Origin of the sequence: Pantoea sp. 1B4, from assembly GCF_016925765.1 — a bacterium.
Lineage (GTDB): Bacteria > Pseudomonadota > Gammaproteobacteria > Enterobacterales > Enterobacteriaceae > Pantoea > Pantoea agglomerans.
Genome location: NZ_JAEUWZ010000001.1, coordinates 1987677 through 2000292, shown reverse-complemented (window position 1 = coordinate 2000292; position 12616 = coordinate 1987677). Strand labels below are relative to the sequence as shown.

Annotated in this window: 5 protein-coding genes and 4 pseudogenes; 8 read left to right on the top strand and 1 reads right to left on the bottom strand. The window is 58.2% G+C overall.

Features of this window, described 5'->3' with window-relative positions:
* Nucleotides 1-93: 93 nt before the first annotated feature.
* From guaD to dcp, 5 genes and pseudogenes are all read left to right on the top strand, one after another.
* Nucleotides 94-1423 (top strand): annotated as a pseudogene (guaD, locus tag JNO11_RS09805) (guanine deaminase).
* Nucleotides 1420-2863 (top strand): annotated as a pseudogene (gene xdhA, locus JNO11_RS09800) (xanthine dehydrogenase small subunit). The pseudogenes guaD and xdhA overlap by 4 nt, the downstream one beginning before the upstream one ends.
* Nucleotides 2853-5221, top strand: a pseudogene (gene xdhB, locus JNO11_RS09795) (xanthine dehydrogenase molybdopterin binding subunit). Before xdhA ends, xdhB begins: the two co-directional pseudogenes overlap by 11 nt.
* On the top strand, nucleotides 5208-5984 hold the full coding sequence (gene xdhC / locus JNO11_RS09790; RefSeq protein ID WP_010670170.1) for a xanthine dehydrogenase accessory protein XdhC: 777 nt from the start codon (nucleotides 5208-5210) through the stop codon (nucleotides 5982-5984). Before xdhB ends, xdhC begins: the two are co-directional and overlap by 14 nt.
* A 61-nt stretch (nucleotides 5985-6045) precedes the next feature.
* Nucleotides 6046-8092: pseudogene (gene dcp / locus JNO11_RS09785) on the top strand (peptidyl-dipeptidase Dcp).
* Between the two features lie 51 nt (nucleotides 8093-8143).
* Here dcp and hpxO read toward each other — a convergent pair.
* A complete protein-coding gene (gene hpxO / locus JNO11_RS09780) occupies nucleotides 8144-9301 on the bottom strand; it encodes an FAD-dependent urate hydroxylase HpxO (RefSeq protein ID WP_325177250.1) in 1158 nt (385 codons plus the stop codon).
* A 621-nt stretch (nucleotides 9302-9922) separates the two neighbouring features.
* Here hpxO and JNO11_RS09775 point away from each other — a divergent pair.
* From JNO11_RS09775 to ampC, 3 genes are all read left to right on the top strand, one after another.
* Entirely contained in the window at nucleotides 9923-11104 is a 1182-nt protein-coding gene (locus JNO11_RS09775) for a glycosyltransferase family 4 protein (protein ID WP_325177249.1), read from the top strand.
* A 67-nt stretch (nucleotides 11105-11171) separates the two neighbouring features.
* Nucleotides 11172-11417, top strand: a complete 246-nt coding sequence (locus JNO11_RS09770; RefSeq protein ID WP_099257375.1) for a hypothetical protein — start codon at nucleotides 11172-11174, stop codon at nucleotides 11415-11417.
* Between the two features lie 31 nt (nucleotides 11418-11448).
* Nucleotides 11449-12603: a class C beta-lactamase gene (gene ampC / locus JNO11_RS09765; protein WP_033771792.1), complete on the top strand. Its 1155-nt coding sequence runs from the start codon at nucleotides 11449-11451 to the stop codon at nucleotides 12601-12603.
* Nucleotides 12604-12616: the final 13 nt, after the last annotated feature.

Below are 12616 nucleotides of genomic sequence, written 5' to 3'. Positions count from 1 at the left end.
TTTATTCTATTTCAATTCTGGCACGCAGGTTGCAAAGGATTATTCAGATAATCATCTGCAGATATAACATCGCGCTTTCAGAAAGGACTACCCATGCTTTCAGCAACCGACACGGCGATACGCGCCAGCTTCTTTGACTTTACCGGCGTGGTGGATCGTCCCGACGACCTGGCCGGCCAGGCCCGCTATCTTGAGGATGCGGTGCTGCTGCTGCGTGATGGATGCGTAGTGGGGCTGGATAGCTGGGAGAATAGCGAGGCGATGCTGGCGGGGCATCCGGTCATCGACCTGCGCGGCAGACTGATCGTGCCGGGCTTTGTCGATACCCACATTCACTATCCGCAGACAGAGATGATTGGCGCATTTGGCGAGCAGCTGCTGGAGTGGCTGAATCACTACACCTTCCCGGTTGAAGCGCAGTATCACTGTCCCGATCATGCTGCGCGGATGTCCGCCTTCTTCCTGCATCAGCTGCTTTCCAACGGCACCACCAGCGCGCTGGTGTTTGGTACCGTCCATCCGCAATCGGTGGAGGCGCTGTTCAGCGCCGCCGAAGCGCTGAACATGCGGCTGATTGCCGGGAAAGTGATGATGGATCGCAATGCGCCCGACAACCTGATCGAAACCCCTGAACAGAGCTACCAGCAGACCCGGGCGCTGATTGAGCGCTGGCACCAGCGCGGACGCCTGAGCTACGCCCTGACGCCGCGCTTTGCGCCGACCTCATCCCCACAGCTGCTGGAAAAAGTGCAGCAGCTGCGTCAGGAGTTCCCGGATACCTGGCTGCATACCCATCTCAGCGAAAACCCGCAGGAGGTCGCCTGGGTCAAAGAACTGTTCCCGGAGCGTGAAGGCTATCTGGATGTTTATCATCATCACCAGCTGACCGGCCGCCGCAGCGTCTTTGCTCACTGTCTGCATCTGGAAGAGAACGAATGGCAGTGTCTGCACGATACCGATTCATCCATTGCTTTCTGTCCCACCTCAAACCTGTTTCTCGGCAGCGGCCTGTTTAACCTGAAACGCAGCTGGCAGCAGGGGGGTAAAAGTGGGGATCGGCACCGATGTCGGGGCGGGCACCACCTTTAATATGCTGCAGACCCTGGGCGAAGCCTACAAGGTGGGCCAGCTGCAGCACTACCGGCTCAGCGCGGCCGAAGCCTTTTATCACGCCACGCTGGGCGGGGCGCGCGCGCTGGATCTCGACCACGTGATCGGAAATTTCAACATCGGTAAAGAAGCAGACTTTGTGGTGCTGGACCCGGCGGTTTCTGCCCTGCAGCAACTGCGCATCGGCAACAGCAAAGATATCTGGGAAAAACTGTTTGTATTAATGACGCTCGGCGACGACCGCAATATTGCCCAGACCTGGGTAGCCGGTCGTCCGGTCTGGCAGCGCGACGCACAGGAGCAAGCCGCATGATCCAGTTTCTGTTAAATAACCAGCTGGTCAGCGAGGACGCGCTCGACCCCAACCTCACGGTGCTCAACTACCTGCGCACCCGTCAGCAACGCCCTGGCACCAAAGAGGGCTGTGCATCTGGCGACTGTGGCGCCTGCAGTGTGACCCTGGGCAAAGCCGTCGGGGGAACAATGCAGTATGAAACGGTCAACAGCTGCCTGACGCTGGTCTCCGCGTTACAGGGCAAGCAGCTGATTACGGTTGAGGATCTGCGTCACGGCCGCGCACTGCATCCGGCGCAGCAGGCGATGGTCGACTGCCACGGTTCGCAATGCGGATTCTGCACGCCGGGCTTTGTGATGTCGCTGTTCAGCCTGCAAAAAACCGCTTCGGGCTGGGATCGCCATCAGGCGGAAACTGCGCTGGCGGGCAACCTCTGCCGCTGTACCGGTTACCGGCCGATTATGGCCGCCGCCGAACAGCTCTGCTCGCAGCCGGTGACAGACCAGTTCGATCAAGGTGCCGCCGCAACCGTGCAGCGGCTTGAGGCGCTGGCAGCCCCGGAGATGCAGGAATTAGGGGGTGAGGGCCGCCGTTGCTTCCTGCCCAAAACCCCGGCTCAGCTGGCGGCGATCTATCTGGCACATCCCGAGGCGAGGCTGATTGCCGGTGGCACCGATCTCAGCCTGCAGATTACCCAGCAGCATAAAAGAATACCGTTGCTGATTGCGCTGGAGCAGGTTGCCGCGCTCAAAGTCTGCAGCGAATTTGATGACCACTACCTGCTGGGCGCAGGGGCTTCGCTGCAGCAGGTCAGCGAATTTCTTGCCAGCCGCATTCCCGGCGTCAGCGAGATGCTGCAACGCTTTGCCTCGCTGCAAATCCGTCTGCAGGGCACATTAGGCGGCAACATCGGCAACGCTTCCCCCCATTGGCGACGCCTCGCCGGTGCTGCTGGCCCTGAACGCCAGCCTGTTGTTACAGCGCGGTGAGCAGCAGCGCAGCCTGCCGCTGGATCAGTTCTTTACCGGCTATCGCCAGACCCGGCTCGAAAAAGGGGAGTTTATTCGCGCCATTCGCATCGATAAAGTGACGGTGTCACCTGATTTTGTGGCCTGGAAAGTGTCCAAACGGCTGGACGATGATATCTCCGCCGTGTTCGCCGCTTTTAATCTGCAGATTGAACAGGGCGTAGTCAGCAGTGCCCGCATCGCCTTTGGCGGCATGGCGGCAACACCGCAGCGTGCCCGTCACTGTGAACAGGCATTCATCGGTCAGCCGCTGAATGCCGTGACAGTGTCACGCGCAGCCGCGGCGCTGGCAGAGGATTTCCAGCCGCTCTCCGATTTCCGCGCCAGCAGTGACTATCGTCTGCAGGTCGCACGCAACCTACTGCGACGCTACTGGCATCGCCACAACGGCGAAATAACCTGTATCGAGGTGGCCCGCTATGTCTCATAACCGTCCTGAACTCAACGAAGAGGTCATTAAGGCGCAGTATGCCGCTGATTTACAGAGCGGCGTCGGTCGCAGTAACCGCCATGAGAGCGCGGAAAAACATGTCTCCGGCGAGGCGCGTTTTATCGACGATAAGCCGGAGCTGCCGGGTCTGCTGCATCTCTGTCCGCGCTTGAGTGAGTATGCTCATGCGCGCATCCTGCATATTGATGTTCAGCCCTGTTATGCCGTTCCCGGCGTCGTCAGCGTCCTGACCTGGCAGGATGTGCCGGGCATCAATGATGTCGGGCCGCTGGAGCCGGGCGACCCGCTGCTGGCCCATGACAAAGTAGAGTATCTGGGACAGATCGTGATCGCGGTGGCGGCGGAATCCCCCCGAGGCTGCGCGTCTTGGCGCGGCCGCTGCGGTAATTGAATATGAGGTGCTGGAACCGCTGCTGGATGTGGAACAGGCGCTGGCACAGGGCAGCTTTGTGCAGGAACCTCACATTCACCAGCGCGGTGATGTGGAAGCGGCCCTGGCGCGTGCGCCGCACCGGGTCAGTGGGGCGTTTCACATTGGCGGCCAGGAGCATTTCTATCTGGAAACCCAGACGGCAATGGTTATTCCCGGTGAAGATCAGCAGTTGCAGGTCTTCTCCTCAACCCAGAACCCCACCGAAGTGCAGAAACTGGTGGCGGAAGTAATGGGCATCAGCCTGAATCAGGTGACGATAGATATGCGCCGGATGGGCGGTGGCTTTGGTGGTAAAGAGACGCAGGCGGCCGGTGTCGCCTGTCTCTGTGCAATCGTGGCGCGCCAGACCGGCCGGGCGGCGAAGATGCGGCTTTCACGTCGCGACGATATGCGCGTCACCGGCAAACGCCATCCGTTCTTTGTGCGCTACGAAGCGGGCGTTGAAGAGGATGGGCGTCTGTGCGGCATCAAAATCGATCTGGCCGGAAACTGCGGTTATTCGCTGGATCTTAGCGGATCGATTGTCGATCGTGCCATGTTCCACGCCGATAACGCCTATTATCTCGGGGATGCACGGGTAACCGGCTATCGCTGCCGCACGAACACCGCCTCGAACACCGCCTATCGGGGTTTTGGCGGGCCGCAGGGTATGGTGGCGATTGAACAGATCATGGATCACATCGCCCGTGAGCGCGGGCTGGATCCGCTGGCGCTGCGCAAGCGTAACTACTATGGCAAGCAGGATCGCAACATCACTCATTATCACCAGCAGGTAGAGGATAACCTGCTGGATGAGATTACCGAACAGCTGGAGCAGAGCAGCGACTATCAGGCTCGCCGCGCGGAGATTAAGGCGTTTAATGCCCGCAGTCCGCTGCTGAAACGCGGTCTGGCGCTGACGCCGGTAAAATTCGGCATCTCCTTTACCTCCAGCTTTCTCAATCAGGCGGGGGGCGCTGATTCTGATCTACACCGACGGCACGGTGCAGCTTAACCACGGCGGCACCGAGATGGGCCAGGGCCTGAACACCAAGGTGATTCAGATTGTCGCCGAAGTGCTGCAGATTGAGATCGATAAAATTCAGATCACCGCTACCGACACCGGCAAAGTGCCCAACACCTCGCCAACCGCGGCCTCCAGCGGGGCTGACCTCAATGGCAAAGCGGCCCAGAATGGTGCTGAGATCCTGCGCGATCGCATGACCGCCATGCTCTGCGAGCTACACCAGTGCGACGCGGCGGCAGTGAGCTTCCGCAACGGGGTCGTGCGCGCCGGGGATAAACATTACACCTTCGCCGAGGTCGCGAAGCTGGCGTGGCTGAATCAGGTGCCGCTCTCCGCCACCGGCTACTACCGCGTGCCGGGGATTCATTACGACCGGGTCGCGGGACGCGGGACGCCGTTCTATTACTACGCTTACGGTGCAGCCTGCTGTGAAGTGGTGATTGATACCTTAACCGGTGAATCCCGCCTGCTGCGCGCCGACATTCTGCATGACGTCGGGGCGTCGCTGAATCCGGCCATCGACATCGGCCAGGTTGAAGGAGGCTTTGTACAGGGCGTCGGCTGGCTCACCTGCGAAGAGCTGGTGTGGAGTGATAAAGGCCAGCTGCTGACCGATGGCCCGGCGAGCTACAAAATTCCTGCCATCAGCGACGTTCCGGCGGACCTGCGGGTCACGCTGCTGGAGAACCGCAAAAACCCTAAAGACACGGTGTTCCACTCCAAGGCCGTTGGTGAACCGCCGTTTATGCTGGGCATCGCCGCCTGGTGTGCCCTGCAGGATGCGGTCGCCAGCGTCTCCGATTACCGGCAGCACCCACTGCTGGACGCGCCCGCCACGCCGGAGCGCATATTCTGGGGCGTGCAGCGCCTGGCGGGAGGGGTTGATGATTTATCATGACTGGATTGGCGTGCTGCATCAGTTGCGTGAAAAACGTCAGAGCTGCGTATTAATCACCGTGCTCAGTGAGCATGGTTCGGTGCCGCGCGACAGCGGCAGCAAAATGGTGGTGACGCAGCAGGAGAGTTATCTCACCATCGGTGGCGGTCATCTTGAGTTTGAGTGCATCGCCCAGGCCAGGGCGATGCTGCAGAGCGGGGCGACTGCGCCACACACCGAGGATTTCAGCCTTGGCGCGCGGCTCGGACAGTGCTGCGGCGGCAAAACCACGCTGCTGTTTGAGCCGCTGCTGCAGGCGCAGCCGGAGATCTACCTTTTTGGCGCAGGCCATGTGGGACAGGCGCTGGTCAATCTGCTGTCAACGTTACCCTGTCACATAAACTGGATCGACAGTCGCCCGGCGCAGTTCAGCCACGTTCCGGCTGGCGTGGTGACGCTGCAGCCGGACGATCCGCTCGACTGCGTAGCACAGGCACCCGCAGGCAGCTACTTCATCATCATGACCCATCATCATCCCCTCGACTTCGAACTGTGCGAGGCGGTGCTGAAGCGCGGCGATTTCCGCTATGCCGGGGTGATCGGTTCTGAAACGAAAAACCAGCGTTTCCGCTACAGGCTGGCGGGCAAGGGTGTGGCGAACGAACCGCTGGCGCGCCTGCGCTGTCCGATTGGCCTGCCGGACGTCAAAGGCAAGCTGCCCGCCGAGATTGCGGTGGCGATTGCCGGTGAAATCATCAGCGTTTATCAGCAGCACGTCGCCTGAGTTGTCGCTTTCGCGGCAACCTGTCAGGATAAGACTTTGCGATGCCCACCAGGAGCGAACCATGAACGCCCGTCAGAATCCCTTCTTTAGCGTCAGCACACTGCCTTACCAGACTCCTCCTTTTGACCAGATTGAGGAGCAGGATTTTCTGCCCGCGCTGCAGGCGGGCATTGAGGAGAAGCGTCAGGAGATCGAGGCGATCGCACTGAACAGCGACACGCCCAGCTTTTTCAACACTTATGAGGCGCTGGAGAGGAGCGGACAGCTGCTCAACCGGGTGAATCTGGTGTTCAGTGCCATGACCTCGGCGCATACCAGCTCGTATCTGCAGCAGGTGGATGAGGAAATTGCGCCTCAGCTCACCGCGCTCAACGATGACATCATGCTTAACCGCCCGCTGTTTTCGCGGCTCGATGCGGTCTATCTGCAGCGCGCTAAACTGGATGCCGAATCAAAACGGCTGGTCGAGGTGATCTGGCAGCGCTTTCAACTGGCGGGGGCTAATCTGCCGGAAGCGCAGAAACAGCAGCTCAAGACACTGAATCAGGAAGCGGCCCGCCTCGGTACCCGCTTCACCAACAAATTGCTGGCCGCCACTAAAGCGGGCGGGCTGGTCGTCGATGATCTGCAGAAGCTGGCGGGACTCTCACCGGCCGATCTGGCGGTGGCGCAGGCGGAAGCGCAGGCACGCGGACTGGAAAAGCACTGGCTGCTGGTGCTGCAAAACACCACCCAGCAACCCGCACTACAGAGCCTGGCCGATCGCGCAACCCGTGAAGCGCTGTTTAAGGCGGGCGTGACGCGCACTGAAAAAGGCGATGAGAACGACACCCGCGAGCTGGTGTTACGTCTGGCGCAGGTCAGGGCCGAGCAGGCGCGGCTGCTGGGATTTGCCAGCTATGCCGAGTGGAAGCTACAGGATCAGATGGCCAAAACGCCTAAGGCGGCGCTGGCGTTTATGCATAACATCGTGCCTGCCGCGCGCGGTCGTGCGGAGCGTGAAGCGGCGGCAATCCAGCAGACTATCGATCAGCAGCAGGGCGATTTTACCCTGCAGGCCTGGGACTGGCGTTTTTATGCCGAACAGGTGCGGCGTGCCCGTTACGATCTGGATGAGAGCCAGATTAAGCCCTACTTTGAACTGAATTCGGTGCTGCAGAATGGCGTGTTCTGGGCGGCGACGCAGCTCTATGGCATCCGTTTCACGCCGCGACAGGATCTGCCGGTTTACCATCCCGACGTCCAGGTCTATGAGATTTTTGACGCCGATGAGACCCCGCTGGCGCTGTTTTACACCGACTTCTTTAAGCGCGACAGCAAAGGCGGCGGCGCCTGGATGAGCAACTTAGTCAACCAGTCCACGCTGCTCGACAGCAAACCGGTGATCTACAACGTCTGTAACTACACCAAACCGCCAGCCGGTGAACCGGCGCTGCTGAGCTGGGACGACGTCATCACGATGTTTCACGAGTTCGGCCACACGCTGCACGGTCTGTTTGCCAGCCAGCGCTATCCGAGCCTGTCGGGAACGGAAACCCCGCGCGATTTCGTTGAGTTTCCTTCGCAGATCAACGAGCACTGGGCCAGCGAGCCAGCGGTGTTCCGCAACTACGCTCGCCACTATCAGACTCAGGCGCTGATGCCCGCTGAGCTGCATGAAAAAATCGTCCGGGCCGCCACGTTCAACAAAGGCTACGAGATGAGCGAGCTGCTGGCTGCCGCGCTGCTGGATCTGCACTGGCACAGCCTTAACCGTGATTCCGCGCCGCAAAGCGTGGAGGGATTCGAGCAGCAGGCGTTACAGAGCGATAATCTGGCGCTGACGGCGGTGCCGCCGCGCTATCGTTCCAGCTATTTCCAGCACATCTGGGGCGGTGGCTATGCTGCAGGTTATTACGCCTATATCTGGACGCAGATGCTCGCCGACGATGGCTATCAGTGGTTTGCGGAACAGGGCGGACTGACGCGCGAGAACGGCGACCTCTTCCGACAGAAAATTCTGTCCCGGGGGGAACAGCAGCGATCTCAAAACACTGTATGAAAGCTGGCGGGGCGGGCCTCCGCAGCTGGAGCCCATGCTGAAAAATCGTGGTCTGGCGGATTCATAGCAGAACGGGCTGTCACGCGCTGGTCGCGCTGACAGCCCGGTTTTATTCGTGTTAGCCCAGCGGGCCACCTTCAATGGTTTCGCACATTCCGGCCAGCACCCGTTCACCGGTTTCGCTTTTCAGAGAGTCATACCATTCTTCCGTGATTGCCGGATCGCGCGCATGGGTGACGTCACAGCGTTTGCGCGCTTTTAGCACCAGATCTTTTACCCGTTCAACCCGTCGCGCCTGATAGCGCAGCAGTGCATCTTCAATACCCAGTGAATGAGAAGCCAGCGTCGAGGCCAGTACCACGGCATCTTCCATCGCCGCGCAGCCGCCCTGGCCGATATCGGGCGTGGTGCTGTGGGCGGCATCGCCCAGCAGGGCCACACGTCCTTTAACAAAGCGGCTGAAAGGTTCGATGTCGTGGATCTCAACCCGATTGGTGGTGTCAGGATTGATTGCCGCGATCAGCTGCTGTACCGGCTCCGCCCAGCCCTTAAAATAGCCGGTTAAGTCCGCTTTCACCGTGCTGCGATCCTGCGGCAGCCCTTTCGGCAGCGGCACATCAAAGAAGAAGTAGAATCGATTGCCGCTGACCGGCATCAGCGACACCCGCTTGCCGTCACCGACAAAGGTGGTCCACTGATCGGCGGGCGCAATCCTCTCATCTATAGTGACCAGGCCATTCCAGTTAACGTAACCGGCGTAACGTCGTTCCAGCTTCTGCTCCAGCACATACTCGCGGATCACCGAATGGGTGCCATCGGCGGCAATCAGGAAATCGCCGGTGGCCTGAGTGTTGTCGGAAAAGGTGGCAATCACGCCACTGCCGGTCTGCTCGACCTGGATCACCCGCTTACCAAACTGCACCCGTTCACGCCCGAAGGTATCAATCAGCATCGCCTGCAGTTCTGCCCGCGCCACCGGACAGGGATATTCGCCAACCTGCTGCACCAGCGGCGCCATACTGAAGCGGGTCAGGGGCGCGCCGGTGGTGCCATCGTGATAGGCCATATAGGCCATGTTCCCGCCCAGCTCACGCAGCGCGGTTTTCATGCCCAGCGCATTCAGGCATTTAACACCGTTGGGCCAGATGGAAATCGCCGCGCCGACGGGCTTCATCTCCTTTATGGCTTCAAAGACCTCAACGTCAATTCCGGATTTCTCCAGCGCAATGGCACTACTCATGCCGCCTATACCGCCACCAATCACGATTGCTTTCATAATGCTCTCCTGTCTGCATACGTCACTTCCTGCAACTTTTGTACCAGAGAGGGGGGCTGTAGGGTGCCTTATTTAAATAATTATGTAAATCATAGGCTTAATGCATTATTTGAGGCGCATGGCACCCGCCATCCTCTTAAACTGTTGCACTGAATTGTGGCAAACAGGCGTGCAAAAAAGGGTGCGGATATAACCGTGCTGCATCATTTGTTTCATTAACGCCCGTCTGTGTTTGTGTTAATCATCAGCCAGTGGAACGCGCCAGGTACTTTTTAGCATGGTCATTCTTATTACTTTAAAAGTTATTAACTAAAATCCTCATCCGCTTCGCTAATATTCCTGACAATTAATTAAACATTTACATAACAACTGGCGCGAATATTTCCCGGAAAATAATCGTTATATTCAATAAGGGGTTAGCCTGACACAGTTAAACACACCTGTTAATAAAAAATGCAAATTCATAACCAGACACAACTGTGTCTGTTTTAGCACCGTGCGCAATCATTAGCAAAAGCGTTCATGCCGCGTCATTACGGGCTTTTAGGATATTGCTCAGACCCGCCAGTCACGATCACGTGATATAGATCACTCCGGACACAAGGACTCTGGAAGGCGAACATGAAAATTGGAATCACGAATAACCAGTATCCGGAGCAGCGTAATATCTTAGTTAATCCGGATAACGAATATATCAATCTGAAAAAGAGCAATCTGTTCTACTTTATTAATCCGCTACGAACCCGATTGCTCAAAAAAAATAAAACCTTTGTCTTTCAGCCTGTGCCTTTTTCAGGGGCATCGCGGGCTGACATCCTGCATCTGTTCAATGAAGTGGCGATAACCCATCAGAAGTGGGTCGCGTCGTTTGAAACGGAGCTGCCGCGTGTGCTGCCGGTGGCGGGCGTCGCCAAGCAGGACAACCCCGAGCTGAAACGCCTCATTCCTTATCTGTTAAAAGATAACTGCCTGGGGTTGATTGCCATCTCAGATGCCACCCTGAACATTCAGATGAAACTGTTCAGGCCGGATATTGCCCAGCAAATCCGCCGTAAAACCCTGGTGCTGCATCCGCCGCAGAAGCTGTTTGTCCAGCAGAAAACGCCGCGTCAGCCCGGTATTCTGAAACTGACCTTTGCCGGTAACGAGTTCTACCGCAAAGGCGGGGCTGAAGTTGTGCTGGCGATCAGTGAGCTGATTGAAGAGCGCAAACTGGAAGAGTCGCAGCTGGATGTGCAGCTGATTGGCGATCTCGCCAAGCGTCGTAACGTGGCGCACCGCCAGTTCCAGGATGATGAGACGTTCTATAGTGGCATTGAGAACCGCATCAAACGCTATCGCTGCTTCACGCATCATGCACAGATGGATAACGGCGCCCTGATGCAGCTGTTCGGCCAGAGCGATGCCGGACTGCTACCGACCTGGCAGGAGACGTACGGTTTCTCGGTACTGGAGATGCAGGCTAACGGCTGCCCGGTAATCACCAGCAACGTGCGCGCGTTGCCAGAGATTAATCCCGCCAGTGCAGGCTGGGTGATTGCGAGTCCGCTGAACGCTGACCGTGAATACAGTATTACCTCGCCAGAGCAGAAAACGCAGCTACGCCAGTCGCTGGTGGAGGGGCTGAAATCGATACTGCTCGCTATTATCGAACGTCCTGAGATGCTGCAGGAGAAAGGTGAGGCGGCGATTCTGCGCATCAAAGATCAGCATGACACCCAGCGTTACATTGCCCGGCTCAACGATATCTACAGCCGTGGCGTGATTAATGTCACTCAACATCCCCCTGTGGTCTCAATTTGATTAGATTTCTCTGACGGGGCGCGCCAGACTGGCCATACTTAGTGCAGCGTCCCTCTGGAGAACTCTTATGAAAATGATCATCAGCCTGCTGCTGTCCGGATTACTGGGCAGCAGCGCCTTCGCTCAGCCCGCACTGCTTTTTCCGGCCCGCGCGCCCCTGGCACAGCTGACGCCCGTCGCTGCCCGCTGCGATGTCTCCGCCTGTCAGACCAACTGCTACACAGAACAATCGCACTGCAACACCCGGGACAACGGTGGCTGCAGTTCTCAGGCTCAGATGTGCGTGCAGGCCTGTGCCGACCAGTGTAAATAATTTAATTCAGTGAAGAATCCCTTAGTTGCCAATGAAAAAGTCTTTGTTTTATCTCGCGTTATTCTCTCTTTCTGCCAGCTGTGTCGCCGCCGATCTCTCTTCACAGCAGGTTACTTCTCTGGTTAAAGCCGCGATCGAACCGCTGATGGAGCAGCAGGAGATCCCCGGCATGTCGGTGGCGGTGCTTTACAAAGGCCGGGCGCAGTTTGTGAACTTCGGCGTGGCCGATCTCGAATCACGCCGCCGGGTCACGGAAAACACGCTGTTTGAGCTGGGTTCAGTGAGCAAAACCTTTACCGGCACCCTGGCTGGCGTCATGATCCGCAACGGCGAAATACGCCTTAACGATCCGGTGCAGAAGTACTGGCCGCAGCTGACCGGTGAGCAGTGGCGTCCGGTGCGGATGCTGCATCTGGCGACCTATACCGCGGGCGGCTTGCCTCTACAGTTGCCGGATGATGTCACCGATCAGGCTTCGCTGCTGCGTTTCTATCAGGAATGGCAGCCAGAGTCAGCGCCCGGCACGCTGCGGCAGTACTCTAACGCCAGCATCGGTCTGTTTGGTTCGCTGATGGTAAAGGGCGATTATGAGCAGGCGATGGCGCGAAATGTGTTTCAGCCACTGCGTCTGACGCGCACCTATATCACCGTGCCGCCCTCGATGATGCTGGACTACGCCTGGGGCTATAAAAATGGCCAGCCGGTACGGGTTTCACCTGGCATGCTGGATGCAGAAGCCTACGGCGTTAAATCCACCGCGCGTGACATGCTCACCTTTATGCAGGCAAATGTGGATCCTAACCGCCTCTCTTCGGGGAATGCCGTGCTGCGTAATGCCATTCGCACCGCGCAGGCGCGCTACTTCAAAGTCGGCACTCTGTTTCAGGGACTGGGCTGGGAGATCTACGACTGGCCGGTGACTGCCGACACGCTGATGGGCGACAGCGATAATGGTGTTGCGCTGCAACCCCGCCCGGCAACGCTGCTCAATCCGGTCGGGCCGTCGCAGAGCGCCAGCTGGGTGCATAAAACCGGTGCAACCAATGGATTTGGTGCCTATATCGCCTTTATTCCTGAGAGGAACAGCGGCGTCGTGATACTCGCCAACAAGAATTACCCTAATCCGCTGCGTATAAAGGCGGCGTGGCAGATTCTGCAGGCGTTACAGCAGGAGAAGCCTGAGTAACAGGCATCACGCT